Source organism: Streptomyces sp. NPDC127038, from assembly GCF_042725875.1.
GTDB lineage: Bacteria > Actinomycetota > Actinomycetes > Streptomycetales > Streptomycetaceae > Streptomyces.
The window spans coordinates 1-23,221 of sequence record NZ_JBHXDQ010000060.1 but is presented as its reverse complement, the minus strand read 5'-3'; the positions used below and the strand labels follow the sequence as shown (position 1 = coordinate 23,221).

23 protein-coding genes are annotated in these 23,221 nt (G+C 70.6%); 16 read left to right on the top strand and 7 right to left on the bottom strand.

Going from position 1 to position 23,221, the window contains the following annotated elements:
* Window positions 1-260 precede the first annotated feature (260 nt).
* Window positions 261-671, bottom strand: a complete 411-nt coding sequence (locus tag ACFWI4_RS31775) for a hypothetical protein (RefSeq protein ID WP_385392321.1) — start codon at window positions 669-671, stop codon at window positions 261-263.
* A gap of 410 nt (window positions 672-1,081) precedes the next feature.
* On the opposite strand from ACFWI4_RS31775, the gene ACFWI4_RS31770 reads away from it, so the two are divergent.
* Complete coding sequence (locus ACFWI4_RS31770) at window positions 1,082-2,659, top strand: acyl-CoA carboxylase subunit beta (RefSeq protein WP_387203299.1); 1,578 nt, start codon at window positions 1,082-1,084, stop codon at window positions 2,657-2,659.
* A gap of 21 nt (window positions 2,660-2,680) precedes the next feature.
* On the opposite strand, the gene ACFWI4_RS31765 is transcribed toward ACFWI4_RS31770, so the two are convergent.
* On the bottom strand, window positions 2,681-3,079 hold the full coding sequence (locus tag ACFWI4_RS31765; protein ID WP_387203296.1) for a VOC family protein: 399 nt from the start codon (window positions 3,077-3,079) through the stop codon (window positions 2,681-2,683).
* A gap of 96 nt (window positions 3,080-3,175) precedes the next feature.
* Here ACFWI4_RS31765 and ACFWI4_RS31760 point away from each other — a divergent pair, with 96 nt between their 5' ends.
* Both ACFWI4_RS31760 and cimA read left to right on the top strand, forming a co-directional pair.
* A complete protein-coding gene (locus ACFWI4_RS31760) occupies window positions 3,176-4,246 on the top strand; it encodes a helix-turn-helix transcriptional regulator (protein ID WP_387203293.1) in 1,071 nt (356 codons plus the stop codon).
* Between the two features lie 167 nt (window positions 4,247-4,413).
* Window positions 4,414-6,045 carry a citramalate synthase gene (gene cimA, locus ACFWI4_RS31755; protein WP_387203290.1) on the top strand — a complete coding sequence of 544 codons (1,632 nt, stop codon included), beginning with the start codon at window positions 4,414-4,416 and terminating at the stop codon, window positions 6,043-6,045.
* Between the two features lie 27 nt (window positions 6,046-6,072).
* On the opposite strand, the gene ACFWI4_RS31750 is transcribed toward cimA, so the two are convergent.
* A complete protein-coding gene (locus tag ACFWI4_RS31750; RefSeq protein WP_387203287.1) occupies window positions 6,073-6,870 on the bottom strand; it encodes a helix-turn-helix domain-containing protein in 798 nt (265 codons plus the stop codon).
* Window positions 6,871-7,153: 283 nt separating this feature from the next.
* Here ACFWI4_RS31750 and ACFWI4_RS31745 point away from each other — a divergent pair, with 283 nt between their 5' ends.
* The 4 genes from ACFWI4_RS31745 (at window position 7,154) to ACFWI4_RS31730 (ending at window position 10,145) form a co-directional block, all read left to right on the top strand.
* Entirely contained in the window at window positions 7,154-7,969 is an 816-nt protein-coding gene (locus ACFWI4_RS31745) for an alpha/beta fold hydrolase (protein ID WP_385392351.1), read from the top strand.
* A 142-nt stretch (window positions 7,970-8,111) separates the two neighbouring features.
* Window positions 8,112-8,654, top strand: a complete 543-nt coding sequence (locus tag ACFWI4_RS31740; protein WP_387203283.1) for a hypothetical protein — start codon at window positions 8,112-8,114, stop codon at window positions 8,652-8,654.
* A 385-nt stretch (window positions 8,655-9,039) separates the two neighbouring features.
* Window positions 9,040-9,624 carry a TerD family protein gene (locus ACFWI4_RS31735; RefSeq protein WP_387203279.1) on the top strand — a complete coding sequence of 195 codons (585 nt, stop codon included), beginning with the start codon at window positions 9,040-9,042 and terminating at the stop codon, window positions 9,622-9,624.
* 227 nt (window positions 9,625-9,851) lie between these two features.
* A complete protein-coding gene (locus ACFWI4_RS31730) occupies window positions 9,852-10,145 on the top strand; it encodes a hypothetical protein (RefSeq protein ID WP_385392363.1) in 294 nt (97 codons plus the stop codon).
* 111 nt (window positions 10,146-10,256) lie between these two features.
* Here the strand turns inward: ACFWI4_RS31730 and ACFWI4_RS31725 are convergent, their stop codons facing one another.
* Together ACFWI4_RS31725 and ACFWI4_RS31720 are read right to left on the bottom strand one after the other, a co-directional pair.
* The gene (locus tag ACFWI4_RS31725; protein ID WP_387203276.1) at window positions 10,257-11,324 is read right to left on the bottom strand and encodes a hypothetical protein; all 1,068 of its coding nucleotides are present in this window, start codon (window positions 11,322-11,324) and stop codon (window positions 10,257-10,259) included.
* A gap of 161 nt (window positions 11,325-11,485) precedes the next feature.
* Window positions 11,486-12,625 carry a PucR family transcriptional regulator gene (locus tag ACFWI4_RS31720; RefSeq protein WP_387203273.1) on the bottom strand — a complete coding sequence of 380 codons (1,140 nt, stop codon included), beginning with the start codon at window positions 12,623-12,625 and terminating at the stop codon, window positions 11,486-11,488.
* A gap of 86 nt (window positions 12,626-12,711) precedes the next feature.
* Here ACFWI4_RS31720 and ACFWI4_RS31715 point away from each other — a divergent pair, with 86 nt between their 5' ends.
* From ACFWI4_RS31715 to ACFWI4_RS31695, 5 genes are all read left to right on the top strand, one after another.
* The gene (locus tag ACFWI4_RS31715; RefSeq protein WP_387203270.1) at window positions 12,712-13,767 is read left to right on the top strand and encodes a ferredoxin reductase; all 1,056 of its coding nucleotides are present in this window, start codon (window positions 12,712-12,714) and stop codon (window positions 13,765-13,767) included.
* A 7-nt stretch (window positions 13,768-13,774) separates the two neighbouring features.
* Window positions 13,775-14,899, top strand: coding sequence for a fatty acid desaturase family protein (locus ACFWI4_RS31710; RefSeq protein WP_387203267.1), 1,125 nt, complete (start codon window positions 13,775-13,777; stop codon window positions 14,897-14,899).
* A 161-nt stretch (window positions 14,900-15,060) separates the two neighbouring features.
* On the top strand, window positions 15,061-16,077 hold the full coding sequence (locus tag ACFWI4_RS31705) for a helix-turn-helix domain-containing protein (RefSeq protein ID WP_387203264.1): 1,017 nt from the start codon (window positions 15,061-15,063) through the stop codon (window positions 16,075-16,077).
* A 141-nt stretch (window positions 16,078-16,218) separates the two neighbouring features.
* The gene (locus ACFWI4_RS31700; protein WP_387203261.1) at window positions 16,219-16,608 is read left to right on the top strand and encodes a peptidase inhibitor family I36 protein; all 390 of its coding nucleotides are present in this window, start codon (window positions 16,219-16,221) and stop codon (window positions 16,606-16,608) included.
* A gap of 205 nt (window positions 16,609-16,813) precedes the next feature.
* Entirely contained in the window at window positions 16,814-17,167 is a 354-nt protein-coding gene (locus ACFWI4_RS31695) for a hypothetical protein (protein ID WP_385392384.1), read from the top strand.
* A 281-nt stretch (window positions 17,168-17,448) separates the two neighbouring features.
* Here the strand turns inward: ACFWI4_RS31695 and ACFWI4_RS31690 are convergent, their stop codons facing one another.
* Window positions 17,449-17,610 carry a hypothetical protein gene (locus ACFWI4_RS31690; RefSeq protein WP_387203258.1) on the bottom strand — a complete coding sequence of 54 codons (162 nt, stop codon included), beginning with the start codon at window positions 17,608-17,610 and terminating at the stop codon, window positions 17,449-17,451.
* A 267-nt stretch (window positions 17,611-17,877) separates the two neighbouring features.
* Here ACFWI4_RS31690 and ACFWI4_RS31685 point away from each other — a divergent pair, with 267 nt between their 5' ends.
* Window positions 17,878-18,066 carry a DUF397 domain-containing protein gene (locus ACFWI4_RS31685; protein ID WP_387203255.1) on the top strand — a complete coding sequence of 63 codons (189 nt, stop codon included), beginning with the start codon at window positions 17,878-17,880 and terminating at the stop codon, window positions 18,064-18,066.
* A 7-nt stretch (window positions 18,067-18,073) separates the two neighbouring features.
* Here ACFWI4_RS31685 and ACFWI4_RS31680 read toward each other — a convergent pair whose 3' ends face one another.
* Window positions 18,074-18,955 carry a helix-turn-helix domain-containing protein gene (locus tag ACFWI4_RS31680; protein ID WP_387203252.1) on the bottom strand — a complete coding sequence of 294 codons (882 nt, stop codon included), beginning with the start codon at window positions 18,953-18,955 and terminating at the stop codon, window positions 18,074-18,076.
* Window positions 18,956-19,649: 694 nt separating this feature from the next.
* On the opposite strand from ACFWI4_RS31680, the gene ACFWI4_RS31675 reads away from it, so the two are divergent.
* The 3 genes from ACFWI4_RS31675 to ACFWI4_RS31665 form a co-directional block, all read left to right on the top strand.
* On the top strand, window positions 19,650-21,293 hold the full coding sequence (locus ACFWI4_RS31675; protein WP_387203249.1) for a PucR family transcriptional regulator: 1,644 nt from the start codon (window positions 19,650-19,652) through the stop codon (window positions 21,291-21,293).
* A gap of 213 nt (window positions 21,294-21,506) precedes the next feature.
* Window positions 21,507-22,808 carry a diaminopimelate decarboxylase gene (locus ACFWI4_RS31670; RefSeq protein WP_387203246.1) on the top strand — a complete coding sequence of 434 codons (1,302 nt, stop codon included), beginning with the start codon at window positions 21,507-21,509 and terminating at the stop codon, window positions 22,806-22,808.
* Window positions 22,809-23,073: 265 nt separating this feature from the next.
* The coding region (locus ACFWI4_RS31665) for a helix-turn-helix domain-containing protein (protein ID WP_387203339.1) at window positions 23,074-23,221 on the top strand (148 nt) is incomplete at its 3' end.

Below are 23,221 nucleotides of genomic sequence, written 5' to 3'. Positions count from 1 at the left end.
GTCCCGCCGGCCGTCCACGTGGGGTGTCCCGCCGGCGGGACACCAGGTGGCGGGACCGGCCCGGGACGCGAGGACGCCCTGGCTCCGCCGAAGAGGTCTTCGGCGGAGCCAGGGCGTGAAGCGGGAGGAGCGGTGCCGGGCGTACCGGCGCCTGGCCGGACCGGGCCGGCGCCGGGCTGGACCGGTGTTTGGTCGGACCGGGCCGGTACCTGGCCGGATCGGCCGGTGCGGGTCTGGACCGGCCCGGTGCTGGGTGGGTGTCAGGCGGCGTCGAGGGCGGCGGTGATCTTGCCGGCGGTCGCGGTGAGGGTGGGGCCGGGGCCGCCCTTGGAGCTGCGCGCGGACGCCTCGACGGCGACCAGGACGGTGCTGCGGAAGTTGTCGGCCTCCTCGGGGGCCTGCTTCTTCAGCAGCTGCACGGCGGCGGTCAGGGCGGGCAGGACGCGGTCGGCGATCTCGGCCGCGGACTTGCCGCTCAGGTCACCGACCGGGGAGGACTTCTCCGCCAGCACATGGCCGACCAGGCCGGTGCCGGTGGTCAGCGCGATGCTGCCCTGGGTGGCCACCTTGTGCGGGGAGTCGGCGCCGGCGGCCGCGGCCATCAGCGTCACGGCGCCGTAGGCGGCGGTCCGCAGGGTGAGCTTGTCCTGGTCGCTGAGGGTGACAGACATGGTGGGGGGCTCCTTCGTGTCGTACGCCGTGCCCGGCGTCGCTCCGTGTACGTGGCTCCACTATGGCATGTACATGGCGCCATTGTGGGCCATTGATGGCGCCATGACGCGCCATGCTGCGGCCCCCTCCGGCAGCGCACGGACCGCCGACCCGCCGGCGCCCTCGGGGGATGAGTGGGGGCACCGGCAGGCCCTTCGGCGCTCCCAGAAGGCTCATGACCGTCCGCATCGGAGCTCACGGGCCCGAGCCTCGCACCCCGCACTCGACGCGTCCTCGAGCGCCGCTGGAGCGCCCGGCGCGTCTGTGGCGGCCGTCGTCCGGCGCTCCAACCGGCTTCAAGTCGCCTGCCGGAAGCTGGCGTCCGGCTCATCGGACGGATGGCTGATCACGACGGCCGGAAGGGACCCCCATGACCGCCCTGGACGACACACCGGTCGGGCAGCGACGCGGCACGGTCGCCGAACTCGAGGCCGTACGCGCACAGATGCGCCGAGGCCCCAGCGACAAGGCCACCGAGGCGCAGCACGCCAAGGGCAAGCTCACCGCCCGCGAACGCCTCCAACTCCTCTTCGACGACGGCCGGTTCACCGAGGTCGAAGGACTGCGCAGACACCGGGCCAGCGGCTTCGGCCTGGAGGGCAGGCGCCCCTGGACCGACGGTGTCGTCACCGCCTGGGGCCGCGTCTTCGGCCGCACCGTCTTCGCCTACGCCCACGACTTCCGTATCTTCGGCGGCTCCCTCGGCGAGGCGCACGCCGAGAAGATCCACAAGATCATGGACATGGCCGCCACCGCGGGCGCCCCGATCGTGGGCCTGTGCGACGGCGCCGGAGCCCGCATACAGGAAGGCGTCACCGCGCTCGCCGGCTACGGCGGCATCTTCCAGCGCAACGTCCGCAACTCCGGCGTCATCCCGCAGATCAGCGTGATGATGGGCCCCTGCGCCGGCGGCGCGGCCTACTCCCCGGCCCTGACCGACTTCGTGTTCATGGTGCGCGGCACCTCGCAGATGTTCATCACCGGCCCCGACGTCGTCCAGGCCGTCACCGGCGAGGAGATCAGCCACGACGAACTCGGCGGCGCCGACGCCCACACCACCGTGTCCGGGGTCGCCCACTTCGCCTACGACGACGAGGAGAGCTGCCTCGCCGACGTCCGCTACCTGCTGTCCTTCCTGCCCGCCAACAACCGCGAACAGCCACCCTCCGAGCCCGCCGCCGACCGGCCCGACCGGCTCACCCCGGCCCTGCTCGACCTGGTGCCCGCCGACGAGAAACGCGCCTACGACATGCGCGCGGTCATCGAGGAGTTCGTCGACACCGGCGACTTCTTCGAGGTGCACGAGGCCTGGGCGCCCAACGTCGTGTGCGCGCTGGCGAGGCTGGACGGCCACGCGGTCGGCATCGTCGCCAACCAGCCCGCCGCCCTCGCCGGGGTCCTCGACATCAAGGGCAGCGAGAAGGCGGCCCGCTTCGTGCAGCTGTGCGACGCCTTCAACATCCCGCTCGTCACCCTCGTCGACGTGCCCGGCTTCCTGCCCGGCGTCGGCCAGGAACACGGCGGCATCATCCGACACGGCGCGAAACTCCTCTACGCCTACTGCAACGCCACCGTCCCCCGCATCCAGCTGATCCTGCGCAAGGCCTACGGCGGCGCCTACATCGTCATGGACTCCCGCTCCATCGGCTCGGACGTGTCCCTGGCCTGGCCCGGCAACGAGATCGCGGTCATGGGCGCCGAGGGCGCGGCGGGCGTCGTCTTCCGGCGCGAGATCGCCGCCGCGGACGACCCCGCGGCCGCCCGCGCCCAGCACATCAAGGAGTACCGGGAACAGCTCATGCACCCCTACTACGCCGCCGAACGCGGCCTGGTCGACGACGTCATCGACCCCGCCGAGACCCGGACCCGACTCATCGACGCCCTCGACGTGCTGCGCACCAAGTACGTGGCCCAGCCCTCCCGCAAACACGGCAACCAGCCGCAGTGACCCCTTCCCCCCGGCTTCCCCTCAGCGGGCGAACTTCTCGACGGCCGCCGGGGTGACGGGGGTGAAAAAGTTGACGAGGTTGCCGTCGGGGTCGCGGAACAGCAGCGACCGGTTGCCCCAGGGCATCGTCGTGGGCCCGGCGACGAAGTCGGTGACGAAACCGGACAGGTCCCGGTGGACGCGGTCCACGTCGTCGACGAGGAACTCGGTGATCACGCTGCGGTTGTCCGCCGGGCGGGCGGAGCCCGGGGCGAACAGCGGGACGGTGCGGGTGCCGGCGATCGCCAGGGTGGCGCCCGCGGTCCTGAGTTCGGCGAAGTCCTCGGTCGCCCACGTCGCCCGGGCCCCCGTGGCCCGCTCGTAGAACGCGACGAGGCGTGCCACGTCGCCGGTGATGATGCGGATCGAGACGAAGTCCATGGGGATCACTCCTTGGCCGTTCTGGAAGCGTGCACTGCGCAGGCTAGGACGAATAGGGGACAGAACCGGTCCGGTATTCGCGTTAGGTTGGTGCCCATGCCCCGACCCGCCGCCCGCGTGCTGACACTCCTGGAGCTGTTGCAGTCGGGCGGCACCCGGACGGTGGCCGAACTGGCCGACCGGCTCGGCGTCCAGGGACGCACCGTGCGGCGGTACGTGGAGCAGCTGGCCGACCTGGACGTGCCGGTGGAGTCGGTGCGCGGCCGCTACGGCGGCTACCGCCTCGCCCCCGGGTACCGCCTGCCGCCGCTCATGCTCGGCGACGACGAGGCACTGGCCGTCCTCCTCGGTCTGGTCGCCGGCCGCCGGACGGGGCTGACGACGGCGCAGCTCACGGCGAGCGAGACGGCGTCGGCGAAGATCCGGCGGGTGCTGCCCCGGCACCTCGCCCGCCGGCTCGACACCCTCATGGAGGCGCTCGCCTTCACGGACCGGCCCGCCGCGTCCGCCACCCCGGACGCAGGCGTCCTGCTCACCCTGGCCGACGCGGTGCGCCACCGCCGGCCGGTCTCGGTCCGCTACACCGACCGCGAGGGGCGGCGCAGCGAACGCACCCTGCACGCGTACGGGATCGTCGCTCACGCGGGCCGGTGGTACGTCACGGGCCAGGACGCCGGCATCGGCGAGGACCGGACCCTGCGCCTCGACCGCATCACGGACGCGCGGACCCTGCCCGGCACCTTCGAAGCACCCGAGGGCCCCGGCCCGGCCCAGCGTCTCCTGTCGGGATTCGCCACGGCCGAGTACCGCCACGAGGTGACCCTGCGAATCCAGGGGACGACCGAGCAGATCCGCGCCCACTTTCCCGCCAGCGTGGCGAACTTGGAAGAGATCGAGCCTGCGGAGACCGGGCCCGTGTCGGCCGAAGGCGGAGTGGCCGAGCCCACGGCGACCGGTGACCGGGCGGGCGAGGACGGAGTGGCCGATCCCGTGGCGGGGGCGGGTGAGCGCTGGATGCGTGTCGAGCTGCGGGCGGAGCGGCTCGACTGGCTGCCCGCGGTACTGGCCGCACTCGACCGGCCGTTCGTCATCGAGCGCCCCGACGAACTGCGCGACCTCGTCGTCGCGTTCGCCGACCGCCTCGCCTCCCACGCCCGCCGCGCCTGACCGGAGGGACCCGGCTCCCACGCCTGACCGGAGGAACCTCGTCTCCCGCGGTCCTCCCACCGGCCCTTGTGCCCATCCTCGACCGGGAACCGAGCGTGAGGGGTCATAGATGGACGGTGCAGCCGGTCGTCCCGGTGGACCGAGATCCCGAACAGGAGATGGTCGGCATGAGCATCAGCGCGAGCGAACACCCCGGGAACGGCACCGGCGAACTCGACGATCTCTTCCACGTCTTCGACACGACGCTGCGCGACGGCGCGCAGCGCGAGGGCATCAACCTCACCGTGGCGGACAAGCTCGCCATCGCCCGGCACCTGGACGACTTCGGGGTGGGCTTCATCGAGGGCGGCTGGCCCGGCGCCAACCCCCGCGACACCGAGTTCTTCGCCCGCGCCCGAGACGAACTCGACCTGCGGCACGCCCGGCTCGTCGCCTTCGGCGCCACCCGCAGGCCCGGCGCCCGGGCGAGCGAGGACCTCCAGGTCAAGGCACTCCTGGACTCGGGTGCCCCGGTGATCACGCTGGTCGCCAAGGCACACGACCGGCATGTCGAACTGGCGCTGCGCACCACGCTGGAGGAGAACCTGGAGATGGTCCGCGACACCGTCTCGCACCTGGTCGCCCAGGGCCGGCGGGTGTTCGTGGACTGCGAGCACTTCTTCGACGGCTACCGCGCCAACCCGGAGTACGCGAAGTCCGTGGTGCGGGCCGCGCACGAGGCCGGCGCCGACGTGGTCGTGCTGTGCGACACCAACGGGGGCATGCTCCCCGCGCAGGTCCAGGCCGTGGTCGCCACCGTCCTCGCGGACACCGGCGCCCGGCTCGGCATCCACGCCCAGGACGACACCGGCTGCGCGGTCGCCAACACCCTCGCCGCCGTCGACGCCGGCGCCACGCACGTGCAGTGCACCGCCAACGGCTACGGCGAACGCGTCGGCAACGCCGACCTGTTCCCCGTCGTCGCCGCGCTGGAGCTGAAGTACGCGAGGAAGGTCCTGCCTCCGGGAAGACTCCGCGAGACCACCCGCATCTCCCACGCCATCGCCGAGGTCGTCAACCTCACCCCCTCCACCCACCAGCCCTACGTCGGTGTCTCCGCCTTCGCCCACAAGGCCGGCCTGCACGCCTCCGCCATCAAGGTCGACCCCGACCTCTACCAGCACATCGACCCCGAACTCGTCGGCAACCGGCTGCGGATGCTCGTCTCCGACATGGCGGGCCGCGCCTCCATCGAGCTCAAGGGCAAGGAGCTCGGCATCGACCTGGGCGGCGACCGCGAGCTCGTCGGCCGGGTCGTGGAGCGCGTCAAGGAACGCGAACTCAAGGGCTACACCTACGAGGCCGCCGACGCCTCCTTCGAACTCCTGCTGCGCGCCGAGGTCGAGGGCAGGCCGCTGCGCTACTTCCGGGTCGAGTCCTGGCGGGCCATCCTGGAGGAACGCCCCGACGGCAGCCACGCCAACGAGGTCACGGTGAAACTGTGGGCCAAGGGCGAGCGCATCGTCGCCGCCGCCGAGGGCAACGGCCCCGTCAACGCCCTGGACCGCGCCCTGCGCGTCGGCCTGGAACAGATCTACCCCCAGCTCGCCCGCCTCGGAGTGGTCGACTACAAGGGCCGCATCCTGGAGGCCCGGCACGGCACCCAGTCCACGACCCGCGTCCTGATCTCCACGACGGACGGCACGGGGGAGTGGTCCACGGTCGGCGTCGCCGACAACGTCATCGCCGCCTCCTGGCAGGCCCTGGAGGACGCCTACACCTACGGCCTGCTGCGCGCCGGCGTCGAACCCATCGACTGACCCGCCCGCCCTCCCGGACGCCCCGCTTCAGTCCGAGTCCGGGTCCGAGTCGGAGTCCGAGTCGGGATCGGGGTCCTGGTCCGAGTCCGGGTCGGGTCGGGGGGTGTCGTTCGATGTCGAGGTGGTGTGCAGGACCGCGCGGGCCTGTTCGGCGGCTCGGGTGATGCTCTCGCTGATGAAGTCCAGGAAGCGGGCGACGTTCTCCAGGCGGACGGCGGCGGGGGTGTCACGGCCGAGGACGGCGACGCCCTGGCGGGCGGTCTTGACGAGTTCGTCGTTGGCCCGGGCGCTGGCGATCGTGGCCTGGTAGAAGAGCTCGCCGTCGACGACGTAGCGGTCGCGGCGGCCCTCGTCGCGTTCCCGGCGCACCAGGCTCTGGCTCTCCAGGAACGTGATGGCCTTGGAGATGGACGCCGGGCTGACCTGGAGGCGCTGGGCGAGCTCGGACGCGGTGAGGCTGCCCGTGTCGGAGGTGAACAGACAGGTCAGCACCCGCGCCGGGATCTTGGGCAGGCCCGAGCCCATGAGGACGGTGGTGAACGTCTCCTCGTACTCCGTCACGGCCTCGGCGTCACGGCCGTGCGGCTGGGGAGCGGCGGCCGGCCCCCGGGAGGGCGCGGTCCTGCGCCGGTGGGCGCGGCGTTCGGTCGCGCGGTGGGCCAGGTTGGCGCGGTAGGCGGTCGGGCCGCCGTTGCGCATCACCTCACGCGTGATCGTCGAGGTCGGACGGCCCAGGCCGCGGGCGATCTCGGCGTAGGGGAGGCTGTCGGCCAGCCCCAGCGCGATCTGCTGGCGTTCCTGCTGGGTGAGTCTGCCTCCCGGCATCGCGTCTCCTCGGTGATCCTCGCAGCGGTCCCTGACCGTCCCACTATAGCGTTCACTCCACCCCCATTGCAATGATCGAATCCGGGAACGTTGCGTTCCCGTCCGGCCTGTTGCAACACTTTCAACGCTCCTACCTGGGTAAATGCTCATCCGTCGCAACGACTATGTTGCCCAACATTGGAAAGCAACGTAGCGTTTCCAATGTCAGAAACGACGGACAGCAGGTGGCGACAGGGCCACGGCGCAGACGTCCGGCCCCCCCCGCCCCGACCAGGAGGACCCCATGAAGAAGAACAACGCCTTCCCGACCGGCACGACCTGGACCGGCACGGTCTCCGTGGACGACACGGCCCTGGCCGTCACCGACACCGGAGGCCCCGGCATCCCCGTCCTCTACCTCAACGGCCAGTTCGCCACCCAGGGATACTGGCGGCGCGTCATCTCCGAACTCGGCCCGCAGTGGCGCCACATCACCTACGACGAGCGGGCCCGCGGCAAATCGAAGCGCTCGGCGGACTACTCCTTCGAGGCGGCCGTCCGGGACGTCGACGCCGTCCTCGCCGCCCGCGGAGTGGACCGGGCGCTCCTGGTGGGCTGGTCCTACGGGGCGTTCGTCGGAGCCCACTGGAGCGCCCGCAACCCCGGACGCGCCCTGGGCGCCGTCCTGGTCGAAGGCGCCCAGCCCTACGACTGGCTGGACGAGGCCATGGAACAGCGCATCCGCAAGCTGTTCCGGCGCATGGGCTGGTTCCTGCCGCTGCTGCGCCCCACGGGCCTGACCCCCCGCATGAACGCCCGGCAGATGGCCGACACCAACATCGAACTCGGCAAGCTCGCCCGCGAACGCGAACTGGGCCCCGTACTGGACAGCATCACCGTCCCGGTGCGCTACGTGGTCGCCTCCGGCGCCTCCCTGGGAAGCAAGGGCGACGAACAGGAACTGATCCGCGCCGCCCTCGACGCGGTGGCCGCCCGCAACCCGAACATCGAGGTCTCCGCGAAGGTCGCCAGCAACCACGACGCGATCCTCAAGAAGGACTACGCGGCCGTCGCCGAGGCCGTACGCGAGGTCGCCGCCCTCGACGGCGGCGCGCACTGACAGCCCCCGTCCCCGGGGCGCGTTCCGCGAACCGAGCGGCACAGCCCGACAAGCAGTCCCGAGCCGGCAGTCCACAGCGAACAGTCCGAAGCGAACAGTCCGAAGCGAACAGTCCGAAGCGAACAGTCAAAGGGGTGGGGTCATGGAAACAGCACAGAGCGGGCGGCGGACGGCCGCCCCCGGCACCTGCACCGCCTTCGCCCGCTTCGTCCTGTGCGGCGGGGGAGTGGGGGTCGCCTCCAGCCTCGCCGTGGCGGCCCTCGCCGTCCTGATCCCCTGGGGCCTGGCCAACGCCCTGATCACCGCCGCCTCCACTCTCCTGGCCACCGAACTGCACGCCCGCTTCACCTTCGGCGCCGGCCGGCACGCGACCTGGCGCCAGCACACCCAGTCGGCCGGGTCCGCCGCGGCCACCTACGCGGTGACCTGCGCGGCGATGCTCGTCCTGCACCAACTCGCGGCGGCACCCGGCGCGATGCTCGAACAGGGCGTCTACCTGTCCGCCTCCGCCCTCGCCGGCGTCGCCCGGTTCGCGGCGCTGCGCCTGGTCGTCTTCGCCCGCACCACCACCCGCCCCGCACAGACAGCCACGCCCACGACCACGGCTACGGCCACGACCACAGCCGTGCCTACGGCCCGCGCCGCCGCACCGGCCTCGGCGGCGGAGCTCTGCCGGGCGGCCTGACCCTGACACGGCCGCAGATTTCGTACGATTGCGGGTGTTTCCGCAGGTCCGGAGGCTGCGGCGGCACACCTGCTATGATTGATCTTGAGCTGAACGGCAGAAGTCGGGCCGATGAGCGATGCGTTGGTGGTCCAAGGAAAGACGCCCCGCTTCCTGCGGGGAAATGCAGGTGCAAGGCCTGCCCGGCGCTCTTGTGAAGGCCCCGTCCCGAGTCACTCGGGACGGGGCCTTTTTCGATCCCCGCAACGACCGCAACCGGAACCGGACCGGCCGCCGGCAGGCGCCCGCGGCCGCAGCCGGCGAAAGCGGATCCCCCGGTGTGGAACCAACAAGGGCACAGGCACACTCTGCGTGTTGTAGTACAGACCGGAAGGATGCCTCGGACATGATCACGCTCACCAAGGAAGACGGCCCCGCGGACCTGGATGGAGTGACCCATCTGTCCATCGGCGTGTCCTGGGACCCCACGGCCGGCAGCAGCGGCGGGATGCTGGGCAAACTGCGCCGCAAGTCGGGCACCGACCTCGACCTGATCGCCATCGCCATGCAGGGCCGCGACCCGGTGCGTCTCGCCGGTCTCGACTCCCTCGACCCCATGGGCAACGGCTCGTTGGTCCACAGCGGTGACAACCAGACCGGGCACGGCAGCGGCGACGACGAGACGGTCACCGTCGAGTTCGGCGGGATCCCGCCCCACATCACCTCGATCGTGTTCGTCGCCGCCGCGTACAAGAAGGGCAGCGCCTTCGAGAAGGCGCGCAACATCAGCTTCAAGGTGTACGACGCGACCGGCGGGGACTCGCAGCAGGTCGCCGACATCTGGCCCAGCCTGCTCACCCAGGACAACGGCTGCGCGGTGGCCAAGGCGATCCGTACCGGCACCGGCTGGAAGCTCGAAGTGATCAACACGACCGGGAAGATCAAGCAGGGCGACGAGCACGCCCTGATGCGCTTCGCGGTCAGCAAGTAACCCCACGGGCAAGGCGACGCCCGCCCGCCCGGCATCCCCGAACACCCCGCCGTCCCCGCCCCCTGCCGTCCCACCAGGCCACGGCAGGGAACGGGCGTCCGGCCCCATCGCCCGCGTTAAGCAAGCCACTCGTGACATGCAGGGCCTCGTCAGAGCAGGCATCCACGTTCGCCCTGTCTCCATCTGCGCTGCCTCGAAGGCGTCGCCGAGGGCTAGGCTCACCTTCCGTGGCCATTGATGACGTGCTCAGCCGGGCCGTGGGCGTGTTCCTCACGCGCGAGCCTCATGGCTTTCCGCATGAGGATCCGGACGGCCTCGAAAGGGAATTCGGGGCTGCCGCTGCGGAGCTTCGGCCGCGCCTGGACGCCCTGGTCGCGGAGATGATGGCGCTGCCGTTCCAGGGCGACGACCTGGCGACGGGCACGCGGGCAGCCGAGGCAATCATGAACGAGCGGCATCCGGAGCTGGATCCGGATGCCGTAACCGCGCTCGGCCGCTACTACGGCTACTGCTGGTTCTGACGCCATCAGGCAGGGCGGGGAACCAACGAGGCCCCAGTGCCGACGGGTTGGGACGCCGAACACCTCCCCCAACGGCACAGCTGCGGGAGGGTGCGCGACAGTCCCGGCAGTTCACTGGATCAGGTCGGTGTGCGGATGCCCGGGGGAGGCCGGGCAGACGTAGATCTGCATGTTGTCGGTGCTGCCGACCTCGACCTTGGTCGGCTGCGAGGGTCTCTGACCACAGCAATGCCCGCCGGCCTTGGCGGCGGCCTGGTCCTCGTGAGGCGCCCAGCTGTGTCCCTCGCCGCCGTCCCATTCGTAGGAGGCGATCGTCAGCAGCGGGACCATCCGGGCGTCGCACACAGCGCAGTACCGGGGGTAGGGGTCGGTGCGGCCCCACGGAGGCCAGCCGCCGACCTTCCAGCCGGGCGCGTCAGCCAGATGCACGTCGTAGAAGTCCCGCGGATACTCCGCGTAGGAGCTGTCCACGCCGGTGCCCTGCCATCTGCTCCAGTCCTCCACCAGCAGCCGCGTCTGCGGGCTCAGATCGAGGCTGTCGGGGTACTCGGTGATCGCTTCCGGTGCCAGCACGCACGGTTGCGGCAGATAGCCCCAGTGGTTCACCTCGTACGGTTCGGGCGGTGCGGCGAGGATGTCGACGACCGCGGCGGCGGACCGCCAGAACAGTGCGGTCGACGGCTTGTGATGCGGTTCGTGGTCGTAGGGGCACCACAGAACCTGGAGCAGATCGGCCCCTTCGGGCGGCCGCAGCAGGGGTATGTCGCGCAGATACAGCTGGGCCACGGGCAGCATGGGGACCGGGCAGTCCGCGGGCGGCGGACCGGCGGCGAATCGCTCCGCGAGCCTCGCGGCGTTCCGTTCCTTGACCGCCGCCTCCTCGGGCGTTGTCCCGGGACCATCGTGATCGCCGTGCCACCGGACCCGCATGCGCCTCAAGAGCCGTACGTCGTCCGGTGACTCACGGAACCCGCTGTCCACGTGCAGGTGCGAGGCTTCGCAGTGCGGCCACGGCTCCTCGGCCGGCCACAGCAACGGCCCCCCGACCGAGCTCTCCCCGGCCGAAGGCGACCCGGGACGAGGATGCAGCCGTATCGCGGGACGCGCCAACGGCGCCAGCTCGGGAAAGACCGCGCTCACGTCCACGGGCCGCGGCAAAGTGGTACGTACGAAAACCATGCCGGTGATCCTGTCACCAGCCACTGACAACCCCTGGCCCCCTCAACCGGCCTCGGTGGCAACGCTGTTCAGCTGGTCACGTCCGCCGCGCGCAGCCCCGGCCGCAGCGACAGCGAGCCCGGCCATGGGGCAACCGGCGTCGTGGACGGCCGAAGAGGGCGTCAGTCCGCGCGAAGGCCGACCGCCAGCGTCAGTTCGAGGACCCGGTGGGGCGACGCGAGGTCCGGGAACAGCTCCCGCAACTGCGACATCCGGTACCGGACCGTCTGGGGATGGACGAACAGCTCCGCCGCCACCTCGTCCCGTCTGCCCTGGTGCAGCAGCCACGCCCGCAGCGTCTCCTCCAGTCGCCGGGAGGTCGCGGCGGGCAGGGCCCGCAACGGCGCGAGGGCCCGGGCCCGCAGGTCCGCGAACGCGTCCGCGTCGGCGCTCAGCACCAGCTCGGGCAGGTGGTCCTCGGTGTCGCGGATGTCGGGGGAGAGGGAGCGCGCGCGTACGGCCCGCGCGTACGAGGCGGACGCGCGCGTCCACGGCCGGGCCGGGCCGACCACGGCGGCGCGGCCGGTCAGCTGCCGCAGCAGATGGGAGCGGTCGGCGTCGGGGACGAGCAGCACACCGGTGGCGTCCGGCAGATCGTCCAGGACGAGGGTGCCCGGGTCGAGCGCGCGGTAGGCGGGCCGCGCCTGGGCGGCGGGCAGCAGGACCGCGGTCAGCGAGCCAGGAGGCTGCCACCCGGCCCGCTGGACGGAGGCCAGCAGCACGTCCGGGCTCGCGCCGGCGAGGAGGTCGCGGGCCAGGTGTTCCAGGTGCCGCTCGTGATCCCTGCCCCGGGCGGCCAGTTCGTCGGCGTGGCCCGCGGCGCTCGCGGCGGAGAGCTCGTCGATGTAGGCGAAGGTCAGCTCGGCGAACTTGGCGACCTCGGCGGCGGGCAGACCCGCGGGCACGGCACCCGCCGCCAGACAGCGCCAGGCCACGCGGGCACCGACACGGTAGGCGCTGAGCAGGGCGTCCATCGAACGGCCGTCGCGCACCTCGCCGCGGCCCAGCTCGTAGGCCGCGTCACCGCCGTCACCGCCCGCGGCGTTTCCGCTCGCGAGGTCCAGATAGTGCCCCAGGGCGGTGCGGACGGCCCGGCGGATGGTGCCGCCCATGCTGCCCGAAAGGGCGTTGGCGTAGGAAGGGACCTCGTCGATGATCGCCTGGACGACCTCGTCGGCGGTGGTCTTCAGTGCGGCCCGCAGCACGGCGACCGTCGTCTCGTCCAGGGCCAGCTCGCTGGCCCTCCGCGTCACATGGCTCACGTTCTATTCCCTGCGAACAATTCCGTCGATCAGATTCACGTCCTGCGGTCAGGACTTTACGCCCTGGGACACAGCAAGCTGGGACCATGACGAGTACAGCCCTCCGCAGCAGGGCGTGGAAGATGCTCGAGATGGTCACGACGCCGCTGCTGCCGTCGGACTACCTCGACCTGGTCAGCCCGCTGCGCGCGGGCGCCGACCTGCGGGGGCGCATCGAGGCCGTGCACCCCGAGACGGCCGACGCCGCGACCATCGTGATCAGACCGGGCCGGGGCTGGCGCGGCCACACGGCCGGTCAGTACGTACGGATCGGGGTCGACGTCGACGGGGTGCGCCTGTGGCGCGCCTACTCCATCACCTCGCCGACGGACCGCCGGGACGGCCGCGTCACGATCACCGTGAAGGCGATCCCGGACGGCAAGGTCAGCAACCACCTGGTCCGCAGCGCGCGACCGGGCACACTGATCCAGCTCGACCAGCCGACCGGCGACTTCGTGCTGCCGCGGGCCAGGCCCGCCAAGGTGCTCTACCTGACGGCCGGCAGCGGCATCACGCCCGTGATGGGCATGCTGCGCGACACCGAGTTCGACGACGTCGTCATGGTCCACTGCGCGCCGCGGCCGCAGGACGTGATCTTCCGCGGCGAACTGCACGACCTGGTCGCGGACAAGAAGCTGCGGCTCACCGAGGTGCACACCGACACGGACGGCATGCTCGACATCGCCCGTCTCGGCGAACTCGTGCCCGACTGGGCCGAGCGCGAGACCTGGGCCTGCGGGCCCGCGGGCCTGCTCGACGCCGCCGAGGAGCACTGGACCGCCCACGGCGCGCAGGAGCGCCTGCACACCGAACGCTTCCGCCCCGGCATCGTCGTCGCGGGCGACGGCGGCCAGGTCACGTTCAGCGCGACCGGCAGGACCGTCGACGCGGACGGCGCCACGCCGCTGCTGGACGTCGGCGAGGAGGCCGGCGTGCTCATGCCCTCCGGGTGCCGCATGGGCATCTGCTTCGGCTGCGTCTCCCCGCTCAAGGCGGGCGCCGTCCGCGACCTGCGCACGGGCGAGATCACCGAGGCCGAGCCGGGCGTCCTCATCCAGACCTGCGTGTCCGCCGCCGCGGGCCCCTGCGACATCGAACGGTAGGAGCACCTTGACCGCCATCGACCCCACCGCCCACCTGACCGCGGAGCAGATCGAGGAACTCGGCCGCGAGTTGGACGCGATCCGCGACGAGGTGATCGCCGGCCGCGGCGAGAAGGACGCCGCCTACATCCGCAAGGTCATCTCGGCGCAGCGCAGGCTCGAACTGGTCAGCAGGGGCGTGCTGCTGTTCTCGTTCTTCCCGCCCGCGTGGCTGCTCGGCACCGCCGGCCTGTCCGTGGCGAAGATCATGGACAACATGGAGATCGGCCACAACATCCTGCACGGCCAGTGGGACTGGATGCGGGACCCGAAGATCCACTCCACCACCTGGGAGTGGGACCACGTCTCGCCGTCCGACCAGTGGAAGCACTCGCACAACGAGCTGCACCACACGTACACCAACGTGATCGGCAAGGACAACGACCTCGGCTACGGCATCATGCGCGTCGACGAGGACCAGAAGTGGCACCCGTTCCACCTCGGCCAGCCGCTGTGGAACTTCCTCAACGCCTGCTTCTTCGAGTACGGCATCGCGGCGTACGACCTGGAGCTCGGCAGGAACCTGAGCAAGCGCCGCCGCAAGAACCCCGAGTTCCGCGAGCGGGCCAGGGCCGTGGGCCGCAAGATCCGCAAGCAGGTGCTCAAGGACTACGTGATCCACCCGCTGCTGTCGGGCCCGTCGTTCCTCACCACCCTCGCCGCCACGTTCACCGCGAACCTGGTCCGCAACATCTGGTCCCACTCGGTGATCATGTGCGGGCACTTCCCCGAGGGCGTGCAGGTCTTCGAGCGCCGGTCGATCAGGGGCGAGACGCGCGGCCAGTGGTACCTGCGTCAGATGATGGGCTCGGCGAACATCAGCGGCAGCAAGGCCATGCACTTCATGACCGGCAACCTGTCGCACCAGATCGAGCACCACCTGTTCCCGGACCTGCCGAGCAACCGGTACGCCGAGGTCGCGGTGAAGGTGCGCGCGCTGTTCGAGAAGTACGAGCTGGAGTACGTCACCGGGCCGCTGCCCAAGCAGGTGTTCTCCGCGTGGCACAAGGTCTTCCGCCTCTCGCTGCCGAACAGGAAGCCCAAGGTCAAGACGCCGGACCGGGACCGGGAGCGGGAACTCGTCGCGGCCTGATCCCCGGCCGCCCCTCAGGGCGGCAACCCGCGGTCCGTGGAACCGGCCCCTTCGTCGTCCGACGAAGGGGCCGGGCCTCGTTCCACGGTGAACCCGGCCCCATGGTCCGGCATCGTAGGGAGGAGCCGGCATCCAGCGGCCCATCCCTACGGAGATGACCCATGATCGGGACCTTGATCCACACTCATGACGTGCCCATGGCGGACCGCTTCGCATACTGGTGTGAACTGGTCGGCCGTACACGTTCCCCTCACGACGTCAGCAGCGTTCACGCCACCGACTTCCAGGCCGAGTTACGGCAGATGGACATGGGGCCCCTGAACGTGTGGCCGACATCGTTCCGGCCCTCGCGCTTCCGGCGCAGCTCCCGGCACGTCAGGCGCTCCGATCCCGAGACCTACCACCTCACGCTCCTCCTCGAAGGCGGACTGGGCCTTGACCACGCCGACCGGAACACCGTCCACGGGCCGGGCGATCTGCACGTGGTCGACAGTTCACGTCCCTACGACCTGAGATCGGCGGACGACGGACGGAGCCAGGCCGTCAGCGGAGTGGGGGCCGACTTCCCCAAGGCGCTTCTGCCCGTGCCACCGCACCGGATGCGCGCGTTGCTGGGCCGGCCGCTGTCCTGCCGGGAAGGCACGGGTGCGCTCCTCTCGGACTTCCTCGTCGGCCTGGGGCGGCGGGCCGAGACCCTGCGGCCGTCCGACGCGTCCCGCCTGGGCGCGGTGGTCCTCGATCTGGTGTCGGCCCTGTTCGCCCAGGAACTCGAGACCGAGGACGCCCTGTCGCCGGAGACCCGGCAGCACGCCCTGGTGGAAGGCATCAGGGCGTTCATCCGCCAGAACCTCCACGACCCGGAACTGGCTCCCCCCATGATCGCGGCCGCGCACCACATCTCGCTCAGCTACCTCCACCGGATCTTCCAGCAGCACCGCCATAGCGAAACGGTCGCGGCCTGTATCCGCCGCCAACGACTGGAGGGCGCCCGCCGGGACCTGGCACGGCCCGCGCTGCACGGCACGCCGATCCACGCCGTCGCGGTCCGCTGGGGTCTGCCCCGCGCCTCCGACTTCACCCGCGCGTTCCGGGCCGCCTACGGCCTCTCGCCCAGGGAGTACCGGCTCCAGGCGTTGTCCGCGCCCGCCGAGAAGCCGGAGCCCGCCCCCGCCCGCTGAGGACGTCGGGGGAGCACTCTCGCGTCGACGCAGTGCCAACTGGGTGTGCACGCATTGCCAACGACTTCGAAGCACTCTTCGAGCATTCTCGATCAGGTCACCTCACGAAGAGAATCTTGATCGGAAGGACCGCACGTGGACATGAAGCGCAAGCTCGCATCGGTCGCACTGGTCGGCGGACTGGCTTTCGCCGGGATGGCCGCGACGGCTCCCACCGCGTCAGCGGTCGGAGGCTGCCCGTCCGGCAAACTGTGCCTGTACGAGCCTGTCAACTACGCGCGCCTCGATGTCACGAGTACCAGCACGAAGGCGTGCATCAACCTGGCCGGCTTCGGGCCCACGGGCTTCGCGTACGGCATCGGCTCGTACGTGAACAACCTGTCGGTGAAGGCCGCTGTCTATCACGCGGCCGGCACCGGCTATGTGTACGACGGAACGATCTCGCCCGGCGGATTCAGCTCCAACAGTTCGAGCACCAGCCCCTACTTCGGCAACTACGGCCTGGTGTGCACGGGCGGCGCCACCCCGTAAGGCCACGGGAGGCACCTCTCGCCCCGGACCGGGTTGGCCGGCGTCGTCGTGCCACACGGTCCGCGCCCGCCCTGCGACACCCGGCAGCCCCGAGCCGAAGCAACGGCCGGCTCGGGGCGGTCGGGCCTTGCGGTGACATCTGTCATGCCCAAGGGCGGACACCGGGCACTGGGGGAGCGGGCCGCGGCGCGCCTACCTTCTTGTCATGACGAAGACAGGCGGGACCGAACAGCGGAAGACCGACGTCAAGGTGAGCCTGATCGGCGGTCACCGGCTCCGGGGCGAGACCCTGCACGAGCGCACGCTGACCGTGTCGCTCGTCGGCGGCGCCGCCGTCGATCTCACCGGCATCGAGATCCCCGACGGCGCCGAACTGCGCATCACCAAGCTGAGCCTGATCGGCGGCGTCAGCCTCACGGTCCGCCCCGACGTCGTCGTGGAGGTGCACGGCATCCGCCTCGGCGGCGTCAACGACCCCGGCCCCACCGAGCCCGGCGGCCCGACGGTCCGCATCGACGCCTGGGGCCTGCTCGGCGGAGTAACCGTCACCCGCCGCTAGCCCCACCGCCCGAAGCCCGGACACCGAAGCCCCGCCGCCGGCGCGGGTGGCGCACGACGGGCGCATCCGCGCAACGGTCAGCGGACGGGGGCGTTCGATTCCTCGGCCCCGAGCAGGGGCCCCGTCGTCGCCGGACGCGCGGCGCTTCCGCGTGCCGGGCACGCGCCCTTCGCCGAGGCCCGGGCCGGAGGGACGATGGCGTGGCGGCCGGGCAGGCGTCGAAGGGGGGCGAGCGCCCGCGGGGGCAGGCGCTCGATGCCGTGAGGTGAGCCGAGTTTGGGCTAGCTGCGCTGGGCCCACCAGACTATGAAGGACACAAGGGCGGCGCCGGCGGCGGTGCCCGCGCCCTGGAGGACGTGGCCCGCGATGGTGCGGCCCCAGGCCTGCCAGTGTTTTCGTGCGGTGGCACGGATGACGTGAGTGGAGGAATCGCTAGACTTCATGCGTGAGGTGTCCTTATCGATCCGAACGGGACGCTTCGCCTGGGGAGCCCACGGCCGGATGCTTGCCGGCTAGGCCATGGGCTCCCTTTTTGGTGCACGCATTCACGAAATAAATTACCGAATGCGTATATGGCTCTTTTTGTCGTGCTATTTAAACTTTCCGCTGTTTTCTTGTGCGGCGGACAACTTGCCTGGATTTCCGCCTTGTCGTGCATGGGGTGATCACTCATACTTCCCTGTGCCGTTGACGGGGAACCGGGAGGTTCAGTGATTCGCCCTTCAGGACACTGGAAGAAAAGCTCCTACAGTGAAAGCGGTGCCTGCGTCGAAGTGGTGTGGCGTGGCGCGGTGCGGGTGCGTGACTCGAAGGGGTCTTCGCCGGCCGCTGTGGAATTCTCGGCTCCGGTATGGAGACGATTCATTGTCGCGCTGCAGGCGGGTTCCTCCCTTCCCTGACGGGGCTTCAGTCTTCCGGGCCGAACAGGACTTCGCGGGTGATCGGCTTGGCCAGCCTCTTCTCCACGGACCAGAAGGCGTCCAGGTAGTCGGCCGGTTCCTTGCGGTCTCCCAGTGACGCCCGCTCGTTGAGCAGGGCCTCGCCGTTGGGGCTCTCCAGGTAGGCGACGAGGTCGTCGTTGCTGCTTTCGAACTCGAAAATCTGGTAGGGGCTGCGGAAGAGCGGATAGGGTCCCGCCGTGAACGGCACGTACCAGATGGTGACGTTGGGCAGGGCGTTCAGCCTCAGCAGGGTCTCGTACTGCTGACGCATGACCGCTTCTCCGCCCACTTCGCGGCGAAGCACCGACTCGTCGAGGATGAAGAAGAACTGCGACTCCTCCGACTCCAGGGCCTTTTGGCGTTTCATGCGCAGGTCGACCCGCAGTTCCAGATGCCGTTGTCCCGTACTCGTGCCCGTCGCGGAATCGTCGCTCTCCTCCTGCAGGGATTGCAGAAGGGCACGGGCGTATTCCTCGGTCTGCAGCAGGCCGGGGACCACATTGCGCTCGTAGTTGCGTACGATCGTGGCCGACTCCTCGTAGGCGATGTACGCCTCGAGGGCCGGCGTCATGACCTCTTTGTAGGGCGCGTACCACGAGGGCTGACGGGCCGCCCGGGCGAGCTCGACGAGTTCCTGCTGCTCGTCGGCGTCGATGCCGTAACGGGATGCCAGGGCCATGGTGTCGGTGACGCTGACCCCGATTTTCCCGTTCTCGATCCGGATGACCTTCGACGGGGACCAGCCGAAGGTGTCGGCCACCTGCTGCTGCGTCAGTCCCTTGGCCTCCCGGGCCTTCTTCAACCGGTCCCGCAATCGCTGCCGCAGGAACATCGGGTTTTCAGACAAGATCACGGCATCCCTTTCAGGTCCACGCAACGGCATGGCCGCGCCGCAGTCTGTCACTGCGCCCACGGCCGCGCGTCAGGCTACCGGCCCCTGAGGCATCCTGCCTTCTGGCTGAACCGCTTGTGCCACTACGCGCCCCGACAGAATGGTGCCGGGCAGCACATGGCGTGGCACCCATCCAGGTGACGGCCGGGTAGGGCACTGAATGCGTGCTAGCCGGAGGCATGGTTACCTTCAATCACATGATGAGATGCCATATAGCAAAATTCTCCATGCCAGTACGTCTCCAAGCAAGAGCGGATCCTGCGGTGACGCCGACGCGCGAGGCGCCGGACGACCCTCGATGCTTGTGATGCAAATGAGTTCACCCGCCCGGCCACTCACCTGTGGCCGGATACTCCCAATCGAGCCTCTTCTCACCCCATTTCACCCGGCCCGACCGGCGCGTGATCGTCGACGGCCCCCCGGAGCGCGAGGCGACCGGAGCCGGGACGGATGCGAGACGGATGCGAGCAGGAGGAGCCGGCGCTCACGGACGCACGCAAGCCCCCCTCTCCGCCGCGCGCTCTACGGCGATCCCTCGACGGACACGTGAACTCCAGGCACATTCCAGGACGTCTCGCGCCATTCTCATGACTCCTCCTAAACTCACCGTCACGCGACCTGCCGACGCGCCGATGTGACGGGGGGCCAGATGGTGCTGAACGGAATCGTCGAGCGGGGGAACGCCGCCGTGCCGGGGCCCACGCTGGAAAGACTGCTGTCGGTCATGGGGGCCGGCGCACTCGAACCCTGCACGACACAGCGCGGCCTGGAAGCTGTGGTCGAAGGGGTCATGATGCTGGACCCGCTGGAACCGGGGCTGTTACGGGGCCAGTTGCTGCTGGCGGTGGGCGTCGATCCGGGGTCGGCCGCCGCCATCGACGTCGTGCTCGACGCCGCCGGCTCCGCGGCGGCCGCGGTGGTCTTCGGACAGGGAAGGTCGGGCCGGCCCACGGACACGCTGCGGACGGCGGCCGACGACGCCGGTGTCGCCCTGCTCTTCCGCACCGCGTGGTGCGGCTGGACCGAACTGGTCGGAGCACTGCGGGCCGGTCTGGCCCTGTCCGGAGTCCCCGCCGATCCGGCCGTGACCCCGGGCGACCTGAACGGACTGGCCGACGCGGTGGCACTCCTGGTCGGCGGCGCCGTGACGATCGAGGACGTGGAGTCCCGGGTCCTGGCCTACTCCTCAACCAAGGAGGACGTGGACGAACTGCGCCGGCTGACGATCCTCGGCCGCCGGGTGCCGGAATGGCGCGTCGCCGCCATGCAGGAAGCCGGGTTCTTCCGGGCACTGTGGGGATCGGGCGACGTCATCCACCGGCCGGCGCACGGAGAGAATCCCGAACGCCTGGTGATGGCGGTCCGGGCGGGCGGAGAGATCCTCGGATCGATCTGGGTGGCGGCCGCGGGCGACGACCTCCCCTCGCACGCCTGCGACACCCTGCGGTCGGCGGCACGGGTGGCCGCCGCCCATCTGCTCCACCACCGCTCGCACCGCACGCACGCCCGACTGGTCGAGGACGCCGCCCGCGCACTGCTCGACGGACGAGGACCGGCCGGCGTACTGACCGAACTCACCGGGATCCCGGCACACGGCGACTGCGCCGCCCTCGCGGTGCGCTTCGGAGCCTCCCGCGAAGGAGAGAAGACCGGAAGGCTGTACGCCCTGCTGGCGGTGTGCTGCGGTGCCGACGGCCTCACCCCGGTGGTGGTACCGGTCGACCAGGGCGCCCTGGTCCTGGTGGGCGCACTGCACCGGGACGAACGGCGGGCCGCCGGACAACTCGCGCGTCTGGGCAGGTCACTGGTGGCGCAAGTGGCTGACGCGTCCGGGCCGGAAGCGAGAATAGGCCTGGGCACAGTCGTCGAAACCCTGGAGGACCTGCCCGCGTCCCGCCGGTCGGCGGACCTGGCCCTGCGCGCCCTGCTCACGCCTGGAGAACACCGCACCGTCGCCTGCGCCGGCGAGGTGGCCGAGACCATCGCCCTGAACCAGATGCTCGAGGCGCTGCCGGGGCCGATCCCCGCAGCGGAGACACCGGTGGCACGCCTGATGGCCCTCGACGCCGGACAAGGCGGAGGCACCATGGTGCAGACCCTGCGGGCCTACCTCGACCACTTCGGTCATGTGCCGGACGCCGCACGCGAGTTGGGCGTCCACGCGAACAGCCTGCGCCACCGGATCAGCAGGCTCACCGAGCTCTCCGGCCTCGACCTCCGCAACCCCGAAGCCCGGCTCCTCGCCCAACTGCAACTGCGCCTCCTCCAACGCGGCGGCGGCCGGGAGACATGAGCACACGAGCGTCCGCCACCAAGAGAGGGCGCCCACTTCGTGCCCGAATCCAAAGGAGACCCCACCGGGCCCGCGGCTTCGCTCCACGGTGAGAACCGCACGGCCGAACACCGGGATACGCGACGAAGACACGGTCGCCCCTGCGACGACAGGCTGAGGACCCGCCCCACGGCAACCGCCCGGCGGCGAGACCCCGGCTCAGGGAGGCGCAGCATGAACGGTTCCGACAAGGCCGACCGGCGCGAGCGGATTCTGCGGGCAGCGGTACAGGAAAAACTCCTCGACCCCGAGACGGCCGTACTGGCCGGGTTCGTCGACCTCGACGGCGTCGGCGGAACCGTCATGTCCCTGCACCGGGCCTTCCCCGACTCCCTCCGCGTCCTGCACGCGTTCGCGGCCAAGGCGAACTGCCTGGTTCCCGTACTCGAGGAACTGCGCCGCAACGGCATGGGCTGCGAAGTCGCCAGCGCCGGCGAACTCGCCCAGGCCCTGGAGGCCGGCTTCGAACCCGGACACATCGTGTTCGACTCCCCGGCCAAGACCCGGGCCGAACTGGACCGGGCCCTGAGCCTGGGGGTCGCCGTGAACGCGGACAGCTTCCAGGAGATCTCACGGCTCGACGAGATCCTTTCGACCCGCCGCACCCGCTCGCGGATCGGCGTGCGCATCAACCCCCAGATCGGCGCCGGCTCGATCACCGCCATGAGCACGGCCACCACGACCTCGAAGTTCGGCATCCCCCTGGAGGACGAGGGCAACCGGCAACGACTGCTGCGGACCTACCGGGACCGCCCCTGGCTCACCTGGGTGCACGCACACATCGGCTCACAGGGCTGCCCCCTTGACCTGATCGCCCAGGGCATCGCGAAGGCCGTGGAATTCGCCGAGGAGATCAACACCCGCCTCGGCCGCCGACAGGTCACCGGCATCGACATCGGAGGAGGACTGCCGGTCAATTTCGACACCGACGAGACCACACCCGGCTTCGACACCTACGTCGACCACCTGCGCGAACACGCACCGGCCCTGTTCTCGGGCGCGTACGAGATCGTCACCGAGTTCGGCCGCTCCGTACTGGCCAAGAACGGGTTCACCGCCGCGTACGTCGAGTACACCAAGACCGCCGGCGGCCGCCCCGTCGCCATCACCCACGCGGGCGCCCAGGTCGCCACGCGGACGGTGTTCGCCCCCGACGCATGGCCCCTGCGGATCGAGGCCCACGACCCCCGAGGCCGGGCCAAGCACGGCCGGCCGGTGCCGCAGGACATCGCCGGCCCGTGCTGCTTCGCCGGCGACCTGCTGGCACGCGACCGCGCGCTGCCCCTCCTCGACGCCGGCGACCTCGTCGTCGTCCCGGACACCGGCGCCTACTACTTCTCCACGCCCTTCCACTACAACAGCCTGCCCGAGCCCGCCGTGCACGGCGCCCGCGTCGACGCCGACGGACAGGTCACCTTCCAACTGCTCCGCCCCGCACAGGCCGGCCACCTGATGCCGGCCCTCGCCGGCCGGTGACACCTCCCGCCCACGCATCCACGGGACCGGTGCCTCACGGAGCCACCGGTCCGGGACGACTAGCACGACACCCCGCCACCACGGATCCTGAGGGCAGGGGAAACGCGTGCGACAGCTGTCGATGGGGTCCTCATCAGGTTTCCTTCGTGGATACCCCGGCCTTCAGGTTGGGGAGGAAACGAAGCTCCTGCGGAGCAGGGCAGGGAAAGCAGGTTCGCCCCTTGGGTGGACCGGCGATGTCGGTGGTGGCCGTTAGGTTGGTCGCGTGTATCTGCGGTACTCCTTCCGGCTCGAGCCGACGCCGGGTCAGCGCATCGCGCTGGCCCGTACGTTCGGTTGTGCCCGGGTGGTCTACAACGATGCGTTGGCCGCGAGGAAGGCCGCCTACCGGGCGGACGGGTCGCGGATCGCGA